The sequence below is a fragment of the Williamsia sp. genome (assembly GCF_016462415.1).
Classification (GTDB): Bacteria; Actinomycetota; Actinomycetes; order Mycobacteriales; family Mycobacteriaceae; genus Williamsia_A.
The window spans coordinates 24,979-43,298 of sequence record NZ_JAEMTF010000003.1 but is presented as its reverse complement, the minus strand read 5'-3'; the positions used below and the strand labels follow the sequence as shown (position 1 = coordinate 43,298).

At 59.7% G+C, this 18,320-nt stretch carries 15 protein-coding genes and 1 pseudogene; 15 read left to right on the top strand and 1 reads right to left on the bottom strand.

What is annotated here, in order from left to right; translation table 11 throughout:
- Positions 1-28 precede the first annotated feature (28 nt).
- The 15 genes from JHC79_RS01365 (at position 29) to JHC79_RS01295 (ending at position 17,010) form a co-directional block, all read left to right on the top strand.
- Positions 29-895, top strand: coding sequence for an SDR family NAD(P)-dependent oxidoreductase (locus JHC79_RS01365; RefSeq protein WP_296388076.1), 867 nt, complete (start codon positions 29-31; stop codon positions 893-895).
- A complete protein-coding gene (locus tag JHC79_RS01360) occupies positions 892-1,962 on the top strand; it encodes a ferredoxin--NADP reductase (protein ID WP_296388075.1) in 1,071 nt (356 codons plus the stop codon). Before JHC79_RS01365 ends, JHC79_RS01360 begins: the two co-directional genes overlap by 4 nt.
- 67 nt (positions 1,963-2,029) lie before the next feature.
- Positions 2,030-2,866: an alpha/beta hydrolase gene (locus tag JHC79_RS01355; protein ID WP_296388074.1), complete on the top strand. Its 837-nt coding sequence runs from the start codon at positions 2,030-2,032 to the stop codon at positions 2,864-2,866.
- Positions 2,867-2,991: 125 nt separating this feature from the next.
- Positions 2,992-3,735, top strand: a complete 744-nt coding sequence (locus JHC79_RS01350) for a TetR/AcrR family transcriptional regulator (RefSeq protein WP_296388073.1) — start codon at positions 2,992-2,994, stop codon at positions 3,733-3,735.
- A 1,118-nt stretch (positions 3,736-4,853) separates the two neighbouring features.
- Positions 4,854-5,588, top strand: a complete 735-nt coding sequence (locus JHC79_RS01345) for an ABC transporter permease (RefSeq protein ID WP_296388072.1) — start codon at positions 4,854-4,856, stop codon at positions 5,586-5,588.
- A 135-nt stretch (positions 5,589-5,723) separates the two neighbouring features.
- The gene (locus JHC79_RS01340; RefSeq protein WP_296388131.1) at positions 5,724-6,464 is read left to right on the top strand and encodes an ABC transporter permease; all 741 of its coding nucleotides are present in this window, start codon (positions 5,724-5,726) and stop codon (positions 6,462-6,464) included.
- 9 nt (positions 6,465-6,473) lie between these two features.
- Entirely contained in the window at positions 6,474-7,508 is a 1,035-nt protein-coding gene (locus JHC79_RS01335; RefSeq protein ID WP_296388071.1) for an MlaD family protein, read from the top strand.
- Positions 7,505-8,509: an MlaD family protein gene (locus JHC79_RS01330; protein WP_296388070.1), complete on the top strand. Its 1,005-nt coding sequence runs from the start codon at positions 7,505-7,507 to the stop codon at positions 8,507-8,509. The genes JHC79_RS01335 and JHC79_RS01330 overlap by 4 nt, the downstream gene beginning before the upstream one ends.
- A gap of 59 nt (positions 8,510-8,568) precedes the next feature.
- Positions 8,569-9,504: an MlaD family protein gene (locus tag JHC79_RS01325; protein ID WP_296388069.1), complete on the top strand. Its 936-nt coding sequence runs from the start codon at positions 8,569-8,571 to the stop codon at positions 9,502-9,504.
- 41 nt (positions 9,505-9,545) lie between these two features.
- Positions 9,546-10,568, top strand: a complete 1,023-nt coding sequence (locus tag JHC79_RS01320; RefSeq protein WP_296388068.1) for an MlaD family protein — start codon at positions 9,546-9,548, stop codon at positions 10,566-10,568.
- 56 nt (positions 10,569-10,624) lie between these two features.
- The gene (locus JHC79_RS01315) at positions 10,625-11,605 is read left to right on the top strand and encodes an MlaD family protein (protein ID WP_296388067.1); all 981 of its coding nucleotides are present in this window, start codon (positions 10,625-10,627) and stop codon (positions 11,603-11,605) included.
- Complete coding sequence (locus tag JHC79_RS01310) at positions 11,602-12,558, top strand: MlaD family protein (protein ID WP_296388066.1); 957 nt, start codon at positions 11,602-11,604, stop codon at positions 12,556-12,558. The genes JHC79_RS01315 and JHC79_RS01310 overlap by 4 nt, the downstream gene beginning before the upstream one ends.
- On the top strand, positions 12,555-13,277 hold the full coding sequence (locus tag JHC79_RS01305; RefSeq protein WP_296388065.1) for a hypothetical protein: 723 nt from the start codon (positions 12,555-12,557) through the stop codon (positions 13,275-13,277). Before JHC79_RS01310 ends, JHC79_RS01305 begins: the two co-directional genes overlap by 4 nt.
- 135 nt (positions 13,278-13,412) lie before the next feature.
- Positions 13,413-15,011 (top strand): MFS transporter, encoded by a 1,599-nt coding sequence (locus tag JHC79_RS01300; RefSeq protein ID WP_296388064.1) that lies wholly within the window; start codon positions 13,413-13,415, stop codon positions 15,009-15,011.
- A gap of 982 nt (positions 15,012-15,993) precedes the next feature.
- Positions 15,994-17,010: an AraC family transcriptional regulator gene (locus JHC79_RS01295; protein WP_296388063.1), complete on the top strand. Its 1,017-nt coding sequence runs from the start codon at positions 15,994-15,996 to the stop codon at positions 17,008-17,010.
- A 113-nt stretch (positions 17,011-17,123) separates the two neighbouring features.
- Here JHC79_RS01295 and JHC79_RS01290 read toward each other — a convergent pair.
- Positions 17,124-18,227, bottom strand: a pseudogene (locus tag JHC79_RS01290) (IS3 family transposase).
- Positions 18,228-18,320: the final 93 nt, after the last annotated feature.

Genomic DNA, 18,320 nt, shown 5'->3' with positions numbered 1-18,320 from the left:
TCAATCATCGACAGAGTGGGTTTACAAAGTGACTAGTTCGACGTCAGGCAATTACGCATCAAAGGTCGCGGTTGTCACCGGCGCAGCTTCGGGAATCGGGAGATCGTTGGCAGTGCAGTTGGCCGAACGTGGCGCCTCGCTCGCCCTGTCCGATATTGACGAAATGCACCTCAAAGAGACTGCTGATATCTGCCGTACGAAGTACGGCACCACGGTCGAGACCTCAGTTCTCGATGTTGCAGACCGCAATGCGTTTCAGGATTACGCGGACGCGATGCAGTCGTCGTTCGGCAAGGTCAACCTGGTCTTCAACAACGCCGGCGTCGCCCTCGGCGCCGACGTCGTCGATATGTCCTGGGAGGACTTCGACTGGCTGATGGGGATCAACTTCGGCGGTGTCGTCAACGGCACGAAGTCGTTCCTGCCGCATCTGATCGCGTCCGGCGACGGGCATCTGATCAATACCTCGAGTGTCTTCGGTTTGATCGGGATCCCGAGTCAGAGCGCGTACAACGCTGCCAAGTTCGGTGTTCGAGGGTTCACCGAGGCTCTGCGCCAAGAGATGAAGATCAGCCGCTACCCGGTCGTGGTGACCTGCGTTCACCCGGGCGGTGTCAAGACGAATATCGTCAACAATGCTCGTGGTGTGTCCGAGATGGGCGACACCACGACCATCGCGTCCATGTTCGACAAGATCGCTCGGAGCACGCCCGACAAGGCTGCATCGACAATCCTCAAGGGCGTTGACAAAAAGCGTGCACGTGTTCTCATCGGCGCTGATGCTCGTGCCTTCGACTTCGTCGCGCGCGTCGTCGGACCGCGCTACCAGGACATCGCAGCACCTCTGACACGTGTGGGATATGCAGTTGCTCGCAGGCGGGGGATCATCAAATGACGGTGGAACAGGACGCGCCCCCGGTAGCGAGATCGCGATCTCGAGCACTCACCGTGACCGACGTCGTGCAGGAAACCATCGATTCGGTGACGATTGCCTTCGACATCCCGGACGAAATCGTCGAGGACTTCAAGTACGCACCGGGCCAGTTCGTCACGGTGAAAATTCCGTCTGAGCAGACCGGTCATGTTGCTCGGTGCTATTCACTCAGTAGCTCGCCCTATGTCGATGATTTCCGTCTCGAGATCGGTGTCAAACGTACCCGCGACGGTTACGCGTCGAACTGGTTGTGCGACAACGTGACTGTGGGTATGGAGATGACAGTTCTAGCGCCGTCCGGCCAATTCACCGCGAAGAACCTGGACGTGGACATGGCGTTCTTTGCTGGCGGAAGCGGAATCACGCCAGTCCTCTCGTTAGTGAAATCGGCGCTCATAGCCGGTGGTGGCGAAGTGGTGTTGTTTTACGCCAACCGCGACATCGAATCGGTGATGTACGGGGGCCAACTCGAACAGATCGCAGCGGAATTCCCTGAGCGGTTCTCCATGGTGAATTGGCTCGAGTCGGAGCGCGGGATCCCGACGGCACAGGCGGTGACGGAGATCCTGAGTGATCACAAAGGTACCGAAGTTTTCATGTGCGGCCCTGCGCCGTTCATGGACCTCGTCGAGCGGGCCGCGGTCGAGTGTGGGGTGAACCATGCGAACGTCCATCGCGAGGTCTTCCAGTCTTTATCCGGCGATCCATTCGACACAGCGACGCTGCGGCGCCTCAGCGACGATGAGGGCATCGCCACCGCAACTGTGTACCTGAACGGCGACTGCATAACCGTTGAATGGCCGCGGAACACGCCGCTTCTCGATGTGCTTCTGTCACAGGGGCACAACGCGCCGTATTCGTGCCGTGAGGGCGCGTGTAGCGCGTGCGTGTGCAGGTTGGTCGACGGCGACGTCGACATGGTTCAGAACAATATCCTGGTCGAAGAGGACGTTCAGGACGGCGAACGCCTTGCCTGTCAAGCGCTTCCGCTGACCGACGCAGTCACTGTGAGTTTCGATGCCCTCTGACATTCAGTTTGCAGTGTCCGAAACTCGGCGCGTCAGGGAGGTCCTATCAACGGATGGGACGCGGCTGATGGTCGAAGAGTTCGGTCTCGGATCCGACGCCCCGCTGTTGGTCTTCAGCCATGGGTGGGCTTGTCAAGGTCGATTCTGGCGCCCACAGATCGAGCACTTCGCCAAGTCCAATCGTGTAGTGGTTTATGACCAGCGCGGACATGGCTGGAGCGATCGTGGACGCACTGCGTTCACCTCAGCCGCGCTCGGCGACGACCTCGAGGCCGTTCTGCGAGCCGTGGTGACGCCGCCTCACAAAGCGCTCCTGGTGGGTCACAGTATGGGTGGAATGTCGGTGATGGCGTGGGCAGACGGGCATCCTGACTCGGTAACTGAGCTCGCGCGTGGCGCTGTTCTGGCCAGCACCGGTCCGTCGGAACTGGTTAGCAAGTCAACGCTGATCGGATCGCGTCCGTCGCTTCGCGCACATCTCGAGCGCGCCTTCGGTGCAGGTCTGGCAGTAGCGGGCCCGGAGATGCCCAACAGCGCACTCACCCGGCGCTTCGTGAAGTACGGCACCATGGGGCGGCATGCCCCAGTCGATGTGGTTGCCGAGTGCTGCGCGATCGTTCTCGAATGTCCCCCATCAGTGCGGGCCGGCTGGGGGGGCGTCCTCGCCACCATCGATGTCGGTGCGGGGTTGGATGCTCTGACTGTGCCGACCACGGTTGCCGTGGGCGACGCGGACAAGCTGACCCCGCAGGCCCACTCGATCGTAATTGCAGAACGTCTACAACAACGTGGTTGGTTGCATGAGACGGTGACCATCCAGCACGTCGGTCACATGATCAATCTCGAGGCCCCGCGGGAGTTCAACGACGCGGTCGGCCGACTGGACGCAGCCACACCCCACTAGCCATGTGGCATGACCTGCAGATTGCAATGTGATTGAAGCGGCGGTGCCCACGCCTGCGATGCAGGTCCTCGAGGATGACCCAGGCTCGGTGGTTGTGTGGCACCGCTGGTAATCTCATCACTGATATGTCTGTCATTCGCCGGATCTCAGCAAAGCCCCACCAGGTTCAAAAACGTGTGTTCGATGCACGAAATACCCGCTGGGATGACCACAGGCTCGTGGTCAGGGCCGAGCTTTCGGACGCAGCAGTTCGCGCGATCGACAGGTGCGGCCAAGGTGTCAGCATGGAGGATATAGCAGCGGAGGCCGGAGTTTCGAAGCCCAAGTTGTACCGCCACTTCGGCGACAAAGCGGGTTTATACCGGGCGGTGGGTTCGAGGCTGGGAACCATGATCTGGGAATCGGCCGAACTGACGTTGCAGGACGCGGGAAGTGCGCCCTCCGTGGATGAAGTTTTCGGTTCCTTGATCCGTTCCTATGTACGACTGGTCGGGAAGCATCCGGCAGTTGTGCGCTTTTTGATCAGCCACAAGATGTTTCAGTACTCGGTCTCGGGAGATGGCGGTGCGGCGGACGAGTTGAGGTCGATTGTCGAGATTCTGGCCGACCAGTTCGCGACGCACCTACGGACCATTGATGCCGACACTTCGACTGTTCCAATCGTGGTGGCATCCATCCTTGGTTCAGGTTTATCGGCGACAGAGTGGTGGTTAGACGGTGGTGCAGAGCAGGGCGTAGATGACGAGTTGTTCGTCGCCCACCTGCAAGATACGACCTGGGGGATAGTCGAAGCCGCTTCCCGCCGGCTTGGTGTCGATTTCTCTCGAGACCGGTCGATTTCAGATCCTGGCCTCGTGACTCGTCGTTAGCCCGCTCGATCAGTCCGGTTTCGCGGTCGCAACGCTTGGTTAGGCCCTCCTTCGCGATGTGGAGACCTGGCTCAACGGTACGGCGCTATTGAGAAAATTGTGCGCTCCTCGCTCCAGGAAGTCTGTATTCGTTCAATTTGAGGCTCGAACGTGGAGCCATACGAAGTTGGGGAGCTGATTTACGAAGGCACGGGCCCTCACTAGCTGACCTACCGTCACAGTGACGGAAAGTTCGCCCGTGAGTCTCGGTTCTCGGTGATCTTGAGATGACATGGTTCGTGGACCGGGATGGTTGCGTGCGTCGTAGGTCTGTACCTGCCATCCTTCCTATGTCCACAAACGGTGGACCTGCCTCTCGTTGATCGGCATGGCCTGGTCGTGCAGCAGATGCCCGCGCTCGGATAGCCATGCACCGGATTCGCCTGGGCATACGTTCGTTGTATCTCGTGGAGATCGGCCTCAGAATCAGCCGGACTCGACGATCGTTGCACTCGTTTGGGTAGAAGGAGCAAGCGCGACCGCCCCGCACGACAACCGCTTCGACACACACAAGCCCTCGACGAGCATGTCCACAGCGCGGCGCCTGGCGGTTCGGCCCTGAAGTTGCCCTCCGCCACCTCGCGCAGCGCATACTTTTCGGCTCGGCGTCGGCGAGGAGTTGTTGAGCCGGTCGTTTGCTTGCGGAGCTCGTGGAGTTCCTTCGCAACGTCGGTGTACATACCGCTATACGAGCGTCGCCAGTTGCACTGTGGCGACCGACACCTCCAGCTCGGCAGCGGGCTTCTCAGACGTATCGCCCGCCGCAGTGAGCTCGTCAGCACCGCGCAGCGCACGCAGCCCGCGCACGATCTACTGCGCGGAATGCCTCTTCCGTTCAACCATATGGTCATCGAAAGCCATATCCGCCCAGTTCACGGCAACAGGAAGCAAAAACAGGATGCGCAGATAACTGAGGACATGCCAATTTCCTGAACCGGTGAACGTACTCCAAGTACCTGATACCCTCAGGAACGAATTCGCGATGAGATACGGATCTGTGTTGTCAGGAGCAATCAATTACCAGTCGAATAGTGGGTCGAACAGCAGACAGCCTGGCGACCTTTGGGAGTACAGCCACGATGGCGGGCGGGGCGCTGAGATGGACTGTCCGCGACATCGTCACCGGCCGCTTTCCGTTCCGGGAATTCATCACGCAAACCTGGTTTGTGATCACCGTGACCACTCTGCCGGCGATTTTGGTGGCTATACCGTTCGGCGTCATCGTTTCGGTGCAGGTCGGGAGCCTGACCCAGCAAGTGGGCGCGACATCTATCGCCGGAGCAGCCGGCGGACTCGGAATCATTCAGCAGGGAGCGCCGATCGTGACGGCGCTCCTGCTCGGGGGTGCGGCGGGATCGGCCATCGCAGCCGACCTCGGCGCGCGGACGATCCGAGAAGAGATCGACGCCATGGAAACCCTGGGCTTGAATCCGACACGCCGAGTCGTTGCGCCACGCGTTGTCTCAGTCCTCGTCACAGCGCCGATGCTCTGCATGTTGATCGTGTTCACGGGGCTCCTGGCGGGCTACATCATCAGCGTGAACGTTCAGGGAATCACCCCTGGCAGCTACACCGCTTCCTTTGCGTCCTTCGCGTCTGTGACAGACATCGTGGTTGCTCTGATCAAGTCGCTCGTGTTCGGTCTCGTCGTCGTCGCGATCGCATGCCAACGCGGACTTTCGACAAAAGGTGGACCGGCGGGAGTCGCACAGTCGGTCAACGCGACGGTCGTTCTGGGTGTCGTGTCTTGCTTCATCATCAATGTGCTGATCACGCAGCTCACGACCATGTTTGTACCCCAGACCATCGGATAGCAGACCAACATGAACCTAGCTGTGCCTTCTCTTCAAACTAGACCTGGCATCCGAACACTCGCCGGCGTAGCGAATGCAACCACCGGAATTGCCGAGCAGGTGGGCCATGTCTTCACCTTTGTCATCGAAACGGTCATGGGACTCCGACACGTGGCGACCACATATCGGCGTCAGACGTTGCTCTACATACAAGAGTTCGCTTGGGGCCGTGGAGCGGTCTTAGTCGGCGGCGGCACGGCGATCGTTCTCGCCATACTCGGTATTGCCGTCGGCGCGTCCATCGGCATCCAGGGCTATGCGTCACTTGACCTGGTCGGGATGAGTTCATTGACCGGATTCTTGTCGTCGTACGCAAACACACGCGAACTCGCCCCGATTATCGCGGCGATCGGATTCGCGGCTCAAGCGGGTTGCCGCTTGACCGCAGAGATCGGGTCGATGCGTATTGCTGAGGAGATCGACGCCCTGGAATCGATGGCCGTGCGTCCGATTCCTTTTGTGGTGAGCACGCGAGTGGTTGCGGCGGTGACCACAGTTATCCCGCTCTACATTGTCACCCTCATTCTCGGGTATTTTGCCGCCAAACTGGTCGTCACCATCGGACACGGACAATCGGGCGGCACCTACGATTTCTATTTCAACGAATTCCTTGTGCCACGCGATCTATTGTTTTCAATGATCAAGGTCCTGGTGTTCGTCGTTTCCGTGGTCATCGTGCACAGCTACCAGGGTTATTACGCCACCGGTGGAGCGGAAGGAGTGGGTCGTGCCTCAGGCCGAGCGATTCGGAGCAGCCTCATAATCATCGTCGTCGAGGACATGGTGCTGACACTGTTGATGTGGGGCTTTGATTCAGGCGTCCGGATCTCAGGGTAGGGGGTTCAGATGGCTGTCTTCAAAGATCTATCCGGGCGTGCGCCGTCGCGCAAGAGCCAGATCGTACGTGGCGTGGCTGTGCTGGTGGTGGTGATCATTGCGGGTTACTTCCTCGTCGACACCACGACGAAAGTCAACGCGGACAAGACTTTCACCTTGAACACCGATGTGATCGGCGATGGGTTGAAGGGCGGTTCGGAGGTCAAGTATCGGGGCCTGACCGTGGGGCGAGTGTCGAGTGTCAAAGTCGGCACCCGCGGCACGGCCGTGAAGATCGAATTCACCGGGGGAAACGGCGCCATAAATCCGAAGCAGGGTTTGTCGGTAAATTACACCTCCGCGAATGCTTTGGGACCGACTGCTCTCGAGATCGTCGACCTGGGCGACGGAGCGCGGGTCCGAGACGGAGGGGTGGTCAGCGTCTCGCGGGCGCAGACCGAGCAGACCTCGGTGTCGACCCTGATCCGCAAGATCTCAAACCTGGTCCAAGTTCTCGATCAACCGTCGTTCAAAGCGGTGACGAAGTTCATCGTCGATGACTCTCAGACATTCGCCGACACCGGTAAGTTGGCGTTCCAGATCGCACAGCTCACCCGCGATGTACAGAAACGACCCGTCGGTAAAGACCTTGCGATTGCTGCTGATTTGTCTCAAGGCATTGCGGATTTCATGAAGCCATTTATCCCGGGCATATATCTCAACGTAGACATTGCTGACTTCTTCGGCAATCAGCGCGGCATCGACATCGCGAAGAGCAATCTGAAGGATACCGGCGAGGTGCTGTTCGGCGGACTCGGCGGCCTGTTGACGAAGAATTACGCGGCACTCAGCTCACTATTGGACGTAGGGCTTGATCTCGCACTTCCTGTGGCACGTTCTGCGTCGGGTCTGGTTCGGACCATGGACTCGGTCCCGCAGATCCTTGACGGAATCGACAAGGCAACGCCGCGTGTCGACAACAAAGTGCAGCTGCACGTCGCGCTGATTATTCGCACGTCGCCTGCTTTGCAGAGCGCGCTGGCGGCGGGAAGGGCTGTCAAATGACTCTCAAGTCGTTGATTCCCACGATTATAAAAATCCTGAGTTTTTTTGTGGTGATCGGGCTACTGACCTATGTGATCGTCGCCATTCTGGAGCCGGCTTCGCAGGATGGGAGTTCGGAACATTCCGCTGTATTCAGCGATGCGTCGGGCCTCAAGCCCCGCGACGGGGTGCGCTTGGCCGGCGTCAAGGTCGGATATGTGACGGCGGTCGATCTTAAGGGCGCCACTGCCGTTGTGCGATTCCAGCTGAACAAAGACATCACCATCACTGACAAGACGAGTGCTGCGGTGCGGTACCAGAACCTCTTGGGCCAGCGATATGTCGAGCTCATCGGTGCGCAGCAGAACGACACACAAGGGTCGCTCACTCAGGTGGCCCTCGACAAAACCATTCCATCGTTTGACGTGTCGACACTGTTCAACGGATTCAAACCCGTCTTTGACACGCTTAACGCCAACGAGATCAATGAGTTGCAGGCCAATCTGCTTCGAGTCGCGCAAGGCGACGGTAGTGGGTTATCTCCGGTTCTCAAACAGGTCGAGAACATCACCGCGTACGGCAACCAGCGATCTGAGATCATCACCAATATCGTGACCAGCCTTGGCCGGGTTTCCGATCAGCTGCGGGGACGATCGGCGCAGTTGGTAGAACTCGTCGACAAACTGGGATCGATTGTGGACGCCTTCAGCCGTGTCAGTGATCGGCTCCGTGCATCGCTCCGCGAGGTCAATCGGTCACTTGCCAACACCGTGAAGATCGGTGAGCAGTTCGAGTCGACGTACGACGACAGCTACGCGGTGATCTACCAACGATTGCTGCGTGAGCCGGGTGATTCAGAACGACTTCTCAATGGAGCAGTTCTGCTGAAGCCGGTCCTCGACGCATTGGCCGGTGCAACCCACGCGACCACGTCCGACGCGAAGTGTTCCGGTAGTCCGCTCACCTTGCCCAGAACCGCCCAGATCGCGTTGATGGGCCAACGATTGGTTGTGTGCCAGTGAGATCCGTGTTCAATTCCAACCGACCGCACAATCGGCCCGAACGCGGACGGAACCTAATCGTGGCAGGCGTGCTGTCTCTGCTTTTGGTCGTCGGTCTCGTGATCGCCGGCGTCACCTACGTCATGCCTCCTGGGCAACGAACCCTGTCGGCACAGCTGATCAATACAGGCGGCTTGAAGTCCGGTGATCAAGTCCGCATTGCCGGTATCCGTAAGGGCAAGGTCTCGGCGGTGGATCTGACCGGGACGTTCATCACCGTTAAGTTCCGGCTCGACGACGCGATTCCAGTTCGGTCGAACGCCACGGCGAACGTCCGTCTGGTGACGCCGATCGGAGGGCGAGTCCTGGACCTGAATCCAGGATCGGGATCGCAGAAGTTGTCGGGACCGATACCTCTTGTGCAGACATCGAGTACCTACGATATTTCCGACACGCTCGAAACCACCACACCGATTTTTCGCGACGTCAAAGCAGTTGATCTGCGCAAGACAGCCGACCTGTTGCAAAAGGCGTTCTCCGACGGAAACACGAACCTCCCAGACGCTTTACGCAACACCAGCAGCCTGGTCGATCTGCTCGAGCGACAGTACGGTCAGCTCGACAGTGCTGTCTCGCTCTCTGACGAGTACGTCAAGGCGCTCGCCGACCGCAAGCAGGTGCTGGTCGACTTTCTGCGCCAGCTGAGTTTCCTCGCGAGCACACTCGGCCCTGACATCCAGAACGTGCGGGATGGATTTGACTATTTGCGGCGCTTGTTCAAACTCCTCACCAGGCCGCTGGTTGCATATCAAGACGGGATCGAACCGTCGGTTCAGCAGTTCAAGAAGCTGCTCGACAAAGTTGCAACTGGGTTGCCGGGGTATTCGAACGCGCTGACACAAGTCGACCAGATCTCGCGTCAACTCGGGATCCTGCTCGACGCGCCCGTCAGCGCACCGACCCCTCAGAAGCCCCAATTACGTATGTGTATCCCGACTGGCGAGGACAAATGTTGAGACGAGGATTGAGATCGTGGCTGGTTCCCACCGCAGTCGTGGTGGCTGTTCTGGTCGCGGTTGTTGGTGGGGTCGTCGGCCGCTCCGCTTCCGAGGGCAACACACGCACGATGTGCGCGATCTTCAGCGACGCCTCCGGTCTATTTAATGGGAACGCGGTTGCGATGCTTGGTAAAAAGATCGGAAGCGTCACAAAGGTCGCGCAAAACAACGATGACGGTGGACGCGGGGTTCGAGTCGACATGAAGGTCGACAAGAGCGTTCCGCTACCCGCGGACGTGGGTCTCACGTTGGTGTCGACGTCAATCGTCACGGAGCGGCAGATCGAGTTCACAAAGCCCTACGCCGGTGGAGCCCGCTACAACGGAATGCAGTGTGTCCCTCTGGCCAACACGAGAACCCCGCTAGGAATCAGTCAGACGCTCGAGTCCTTGAGTAATCTGTCTGATGATCTCGTCAAGGACAATGGCCGGAACACCGATGCCGTTCTGCAGTCGCTCAATCTTGTCGCCCGCAATTTGAAGGGGTCCGACGGAGATATCTCGTCAATCATCAAGAATTCCGCGGCGTTGATAAATGATCCGGCAAAGCGGGACGGTCAGATCAGGCGCATTGTCGGAAATCTCGCCACACTCACCGGAGTGGCGACCGATAATTCTGCACAAGTCACGGCCCTGTTCGACCATTTCGTGGAAGCCATCCAGGTCATCGTTGCCTTCGGCCAGACATTTGGCGCTGCCGTCGAATATGCGGGCGTATTCGTGCCGATTCTGTCCCGGCTGTCGACCGACTTCGGCCCGCCCATCTTTGCGATCGGTGACGCCTCGGTACCGCTGATCGCCAAGGCTGGCGATCAGCTGAACCTTGTGGCCGCTTCCGCGGCGCGCACTGCGGACCTCATCGTCAAATATCCTGATTCGCAATCCATCCTGAAGGCGTTCGCCGTGTCGTTGCCGCTCCGTCAGGTTGTGGGTGCGTGCAACAGTCGGGCGGCAGCAGACGTTTGCGCTCCCGGCGGAGCCTCCGCCGCAGTATCGTCGTTGATGGGTGGAGGACCGCGATGATCAGGGGCATTCGGTTACGACGGGGATTGCCGATCCTCATGTCAGGGGTCTCCGTCGTGCTGGTAGTGACGTCGTGTGGCATCAACGCGGACAACCCGCCGTCGTTCACTACTTCCGGTAGCCGCGGGTACACCATCGGCATGGAGTTCACGAGTGCGCTGAACCTCCCCGCGCAGGCGAAGGTTCTTTCAAATGGTGCAGATATCGGGACGGTCAAGGACGTCACCTACGAGAACGGACACGCACTGGTCCGGGCTCAGGTCACGTCAGATTCGCGACTTCCCGCCGATTCCCGTGCTGAGTTGAGGCAGGACACTCTACTGGGTGAGATCTATGTCTCGATCCTTCCGCCTAGCGATCCGACGACCGCCGACATGTTGAGATCCGGCTCCGTCATCCCCCTGTCCCGAACCGAGCCGGCGGCCAATGTCGAGGACGTGATGCGTGGCATGGCCAACGTCTTGGGCGGAGGCGAGCTGTCGAAGGTCCACACGGCGATTTCGACGCTCAACACCGCGTTCCCCAAGAGTCCAGAGCAGTTCGACACTCTATATCGGACAACGCTCGCCACGTTGTCGGAGGTCTCGTCGAACACGGACAAGCTCGACGTGGTGCTGACCTCCGCCAACCGAACGCTGAAAGTTGTGTTATCGGACCCCGCCGCGTTGGATCGCGTGCTCATCAAGGGTGGGAAAAATTTCTACGGACTGGGTTACACCCTCATCGACGTCGCGCTCCTCATCGCGAATCTGCGTGACTTTTCTACGGCGGCCGGTGCAATCGTCGACCCTGAGAACTCGCGGATCGTGCCATCGGTGGCTGCCATAGCCCCCGTTGTCCGTTCGCTGGCGAATTCGGATATCTACTCTGCAGCTGTCACCGAGCAAGCGACCCGCGTCATCCGCGACAAGCTGATCCCGTTCGTCGGCTCACCGAACGTCAACGTGTCCGGTATTTCCGTCGACAACCGTGACCTCGCTCGCCGCGATGCCAGCTCGTTCATCACAGTCTTGAAATCGATCGGAATGCTTCCATGACCCGAGGAGCGCGACTTTCTGCGCTGGCCCTGTTCGTCGTCCTCGTTGTGGGCCTCACCTACCTCGTTGTCGTCGTCGCTCGCATCAACCCGGCGCGGTCGGACTATTCGCTGACGGCATACATCGACGCCTCCGGTGGTCTCTTGGACACCTCGCCGGTGATGCTGCAGGGACTGCCGGTGGGGAAGGTCACCGCGATCCACGCGGCGGACAGCGGTCTCAAGGTGGACATGAGCGTCGAGACCGGAACGAAGATCGCGCGAAACAGTGTGATGACAATAGAGAATCTGTCGGTAGCGGGCGAACAATACGTCAACTTCATACCTGCCGATTCGAGCGCTGACGGGTTTTATGGCAGCGGCGACGTGGTGCCGCCCACCGCTGTTCACGTCTATCCGTCGGTTCCGCAAGTGCTGCCCAAACTGTCATCGGTTGCGGACGCACTAGATCCCACCGCAATCGAATCCATCAACAAGACCGTGTCGCAAGCGGTGGACGGTCGGCAAGCGGACCTGGCCACGATCGGTGACATGATGGGTCGCCTTGTCGACTTCGTGGGCAAAGACGGTGCCGTTCGGGTGACCGCGGACAACGCGGAGTTCTTGCTCGGATTGCTGTCGAACACCGGCGACGTTCTCAGTGCCGCATCCGTCGAGACGCCGGCAGCAGTCGGCGGGTTGGCGCGTATCCAGCGGGCGTTCATCAAGTTCTCGGCGACGTCATATGACAAATGGCCTCCCATCCTGAAGCTCGTCACAAAGTTGAACGGTTACCTGCAGATCCTCCAGCCCGATCTGGTGGCCATCAGCCGAGCTGTCAAACCGGCAACGGCCAAGGTCGCGAACACCTATGTCGACTTCGGATCGATCGGCGACCTTCTCTCGCGTACATTCCCGGCGTCGAAACCGGGAAGCGCGCAGATTCCGATCAACACGTCACCGTCACCGCGGTGACGAAACTGAACACTGCGACCCCGGCCGCAGTGCAAGAAAGGCCTCACATGACAGACCACGAACAATCGAGTGTGGGAACCACTCCCGCACAGAGCACCGAGTCGGAGGGCACACCAGGTTCAAACGTGGTGGTGAGCGAGCCGGTCGACACGGTCGACGATCCCGTTCGCGATACGGCGGACCTTGACGCCGTTGTCGCAAAAAAGCCGCGGCGATACCTCACGGCGCGTGCTCGCGGCGCGATCGCGATAGTCCTGATCGTGGTCTTAGCAGTGCTGGTAGGTGTGTTCGCGTACCTGTACGTCGACGCCGACGATGTGAATTCCGCCAAAGATGCCGATGCCACCCAGCGCGCACAGGCAGCCGCCGCGGCAGCGGACTACACCACGAAATCACTGACGTACAGCTACCAGAACACCGATGCCTTCTTCGCTGCAGTGAAGACGAATGCCGGCGACGCCCTGGTCAAGCGATACGACGAGGTCCGTCCGACGTTGACCCAGATCATGCAGCAAGCCCAGGTGCAAGCGACCGGCCGCGTGCTCGCGACGAGCGTCACGGAGAAGACCGACGGGAAGTACACGGTGATGGTCTTCGCGAACCAGAAGACCCAGAATGTGCAGAATACTCAACCAAGCGAATTGCCGACGTTGCTGAAAGTGGTGGTGACCAACACCGGCAAGGGTTGGCAGATCCTGGATTACGGTCCGCCCTCGTAGATGATGCGCGTACAGCGGTGGCGATTTCGTCGATGTGTGCCTCTTCGCAGCCCGTCGCGATGGCCAATCCCTGTAACGCGCGGGCTGTTGAGGTAGTTAGATTCGAAACGCCGGACCACAACCTACGAGGCTCCTGTGAGCGACGCGAAAGAAGCAAAGCAGAAACTGGCGGTAGCCCCCTCGGACAGGATCCCGTCAAACTATGCTCGCCGATGGTTGGTCCTCGCGATCGTTGCGTTGACCCAGCTGATGATCGTTCTGGATGCAACAATCGTGAATATAGCTCTGCCGCAGGCGCAAGCGGATCTCCAGATCAGTGACGGAGGCAGGACATGGGTCGTGACCGCCTACGCCTTGTCGTTCGGTGCGCTGCTCCTGCTCGGTGGCCGGGTGTCCGACTATTGGGGGCGCAAGCGGTCGTTCATAGTGGGAATGGCCGGCTTCGCCGTTGCATCCGCTATCGGTGGGCTTGCTCAAGAACCGTGGCAACTGTTCCTGGCCCGCGGTGGCCAAGGAGTCTTCGCAGCACTGCTCGCACCGGCAGCGCTGGCGATCCTAACCGTCACCTTTACTGACCCCAAAGAGCGGTCAACCGCATTTGGCGTCTTCGGGGCGATCGCCGGCGGGGGTGCGGCCATCGGCCTCCTACTGGGTGGAGTGTTGACCGAGTACGCCAACTGGCGCTGGTGCCTACTCGTGAATGTGCCGGTGGTCGCGGTCGCAATTGTGGCCGCCTTGGCCGTGGTCAAGGAGAGCAAGGCCCATGGGGACACTCGCTACGATCTGCCGGGCGCTGTTCTCGTCGCCCTAGGCTTGGGCGCTCTGGTGTACGGATTCACCGAAGCGGAGAACGGATGGGGTCAGGCCACAACGATCTCGTTCATTGTCGGCGGCGTGATCCTGCTTGGAGTATTCGGACTTGTCGAAGCCCGCTCCGCGAATGCGCTGCTACCGCTCAACATCTTGTTCCATCGTGATCGTGGGCCGGCATTCTTCGGGTCCGCCGTATGTGGAACCGTCCTCGTAGGAGCGACGCTGTTCCTAACCTTTTACTTCCAGATCGTCCTCGGTATGAGCCCGGTGATCTCCGGCGTCGCCTCACTGCCGATCACCGGCGGCATCGTGATCACCGCAGGCGTGGCGTCGGCGCTGGCACCGCGTCTTGGTCCGAAGCCGCTAATGGTGACTGGTCCGATCATCTCCCTTATCGGCCTGGTACTGCTAACGCAGATCGGGGTGGACTCGTCATATTGGACGCACGTTCTGCCAGGCCTGATATTGCTCGGACTGGGTCTGGGACTGCTCATAATCCCGCAGCAGAATGTCGCACTCATCGGAGTGCCCGATCACGATGCCGGCGCGGCTAGCGCATTGATCAATTCGACGCTTCAAATCGGCGGCGCGCTCGGCGCGGCGGTGTTCACAACCGTCTACGCCTCGGGCAAGGCTTCGTTCTTCGATGACAACCCCGCGCCACGTCCGCCGGCCGGAGTGGCGGCGGGTTCCGGTCAAAACAGTGCACCGCCGTCGAGTGAGATGCTGGCGTCGCTACCTGTTCCCGTCCGTGACTTCATTACTGCATCGATGGATCACGCCTTCTCCGCAGAAGTCTCGGGCTACACGAATGTGTTCGCCCTGGCCGCGGTATTCGTCACACTTGTCACGCCGGTGGTCTTCGTCTTCGTGCGGGCGAAGAAGGACGACTTGCCAACTGACTCGGTCGTCCCTGTCTGACCGCCCACCGAAGCGATCACCGCCTCACACATTTGAGCGAAGAAGTGACATGATCTTGGTCACAGGTGTCCACGAATAATCCGGACGACTGATCCTCATCGAACCTCCAAAGATCAGACCCGACGAATATCGTTGTGGCAGTGGGAGGATAAGACTCCTCGAGGGCGCTATTCGAGCACAGCGAAGGGCATCTCGCAGATGCAGTAACCTCAACCCGCCCAGGTTGCTGCGGCACCTTTCGGTGGTCCAATCTGGTGCCGTACGCCAGCCTGGTCCGGTGATGACCCCGGCCGAACGGTCTCGGTTTTGCCGGACGTGGCCGATGAGCACCGATCCGCTCCGACCGAGAAAAGGTGCACACACCGGCCGGCGCAATGGACGAGGGCTTGATCGCCAGTATGCGCCGTCGCCACCGGGACTGTTCCTCCGCCGCTTTACCGTCGGCCATCTACGTCAAATTGATGCCATCGCCTCACGCGTTGTTGTGTTCGCTGGTGCAGCGGAACAGTCGCAGCACCGCAGCGCCGACGCCGGTCATCGCCGCCGAAATCGCTGCGAGAAAGTGTGTGCGGATCGCCGCGGGGATGGTCGCCCTGGGATGTGGCCACACGCGCTGTCCGCTGAGCCGAGACTGGCCAAAGCAACCCCCAGATTATCCGAGATTCCATCATTCGCCGGATCGCTTCCTCGGGCCGCAAACGCGCTGCGCACATGCCGACGCGATGCCATCACGAACAGTCGCGGTAGCCCCTGCACACAACGCATTACAGATGAAACGTCTGCCGAATATCCAACGACTTGACCACCCTCGATGCGAAAAGCCAGTGAAACAACCGACAACCGCGCTTGGGAGATCACCTATGGCCTGCAACAGCCCGGTGGTGCGCGAAAGAACTGGCGTCGAGATCATCGCCCGTCGTGTATTCCGGGCTACGTTCACCGTAGTAAGGTCGTTGTGATTACAGCTCAAAAGGGAGTCTCCATGGACGCCGACGACGCGGGTCTACCTCCGCTTGCGTTCGTGCAACTTCTTGAAAGCCAAGCGCTCAGCCCAGAGGCCGTCACACGGTTTCGCAGACTTATGGCTCGCGAAGGAACAGACGAGGCAGCACTGATTCAGCGCGATCTCCAGGCTCCACTGCGGTGGTTTCGCGAGGTCTACCCCGATCTCGACGCCGAGCAGGGAACCGTGCTCGGCATAGCTTTCGCTGAACAAGCCCAGTTGACGTCCTTTGGACCGTTGAGTGTACCGCTGGTGAGTGCAGGCTCAGTGGCCGAGATAGTGGAGCTGCTCACCTATCTGCCATTGGTCTCGACGGCGGTCAGTTCACAGTTTCATGCCAGTGCAGACCACGGTTTCTCGGTCGGACTCAGCGGCCACACAGGCGATCCGGGCCTGGACTGTCTTGCAATTGCCTACGCTGGGTCGGCGCTGCTGAGGCTGCTTGGCTTGCTCGCATACGACGCGCCGACCGTTACTCTTCACCTGAGTTGGCCAACGCCGGTTGCTCTGACGAACCATGAGCACGTACTAGCCGGGCGTCTGAACTTCGACGCCCCGGTGTCCTGCATTCATGTTCCCGTCGAAACAGTCGACGAAGTCTGTCGGTTTTCCGACCCCCTGGCCTACAGAATCGCCATTGCCAACCTTCAACGAACCCTCGACCAGCGGCGGGGAACCGAATCGTTCTCAGAGAAGGTGAGGCGGTCGATCGAGGAAGCTCCCGGACTGAGTAGTAGCCAGTGGGTCGCAAACAAGTTGGCCGTATCGACCAGCACGCTTAAACGGCGCCTCGCCGAAGAGGGGATCACTTTTCGCGAGCAGCGCGAGACTCTCTTGCGAGAGCGTGCGATGCTCAGACTGCTAGACCGATCACTGACGGTGAGTGAGATAGCCGGAGAGCTTGGATATAGCGACCTCACCAACTTTTCACACGCCTTCAAGCGATGGACTGGCGTCTCGCCGAGTGAGTTTCGACACGTGAATAGAGAATCGTGAGTGCTTGCTACGCGCTGCCCGATGGACACCCGGTCAAAGATATTGAGCTGTACCTATTATTTAGATGCCGATGGGACTGCCCCCACTTCAGTTGACTCGTGGGGTTGAGCGATTCAGGCCGCGTGCGCGGTCTGGTTGATTGTCTCAATTTCGATCGGGGTGAGCTTGCCGAGGCGCCGTTGGCGGGGCTTGCGGTGGTAGGTCTTCTCGATCCAGACGACGATCGCCAGACGTAGCTCGTCGCGGCTCGACCACCGCCGGCGGTCGAGCACGTTCTTCTGCAGCAGGGCGAAGAACGACTCCATCGCAGCATTGTCGCCGCACGCCCCGACACGACCCATCGAACCTTGTAACCCGTTGTGCGAGAGCGCATGAACAAACTTTCTAGACCGGAACTGGCTTCCTCGGTCGGAGTGCACAATCGTTCCTGTCGAGTCACGTTGGGCTACAGCATTATCGAGTGCTTTGACTGCGAGCGAGGCCTTCATGCGCGAGTCGATCGAGTACCCGACGATCCTGTTCGTGCTCGGTGATGTCGGTCAGCCACACCTGGTTGGGTCGCTGTGCGGTGAACTGGCGGTCGACGAGGTCATCGTGGACCGGTGGGCCCGACTTGGTGGTCAGGCCGCGTTTTTTGGAGAACACCGACCACAGACGCTCCTGAGAACACAACCGGGCAACACGGTTCTCGCCGGCGGTGATCCCGTGATCGGGAAGTTCGTCAGCGATGAACCGGTATCCGAACGCTGGGTCGTCAGCGTGGATCGTGCGAGCGGCATTGATCAGATGGTCATCGTCCCAGTCACGTTGCGTAACTGTATCTTTCTTCCATTTGTAGAAGCCCTGGGTGGAGAAGCTGAGCACGCGGCAGGTCACCGTGACGGGCACACCGTCAGCAGCAAGGTCAAGGACCAGCGGGTACATCATTTTGGGTTGACACCCCGAGAGAGGTAGCCAACGGCGCGCCGCATCACCTCGGCTTCCTGCTCGAGGAGCTTGATCCGTTTGTGGGCTTCACGCAGCTCGGCTGCCTGATCACCACCATCGCGTTTGCCGGCGGACTCGACGCCGTCATCGCGGTCGGCGACCTTCAGCCAGCGATGCAAGCAGGCCTCGGAGATTCCGAAGTCCTTAGCGATCTGACGCAGCGGCGCCTCGCCCTTGCGGGCGACCTCGATCACGTCGCGACGAAACTCCTCAGGAAATGCTTTGGGCATGGAAAACATCCTTCCACCGTGAGGGCGATCCTCACGGATCAGATGTCAACCAAAACGGGGGCAGTCCCGATCGCAACACACCTCGACTGTGCT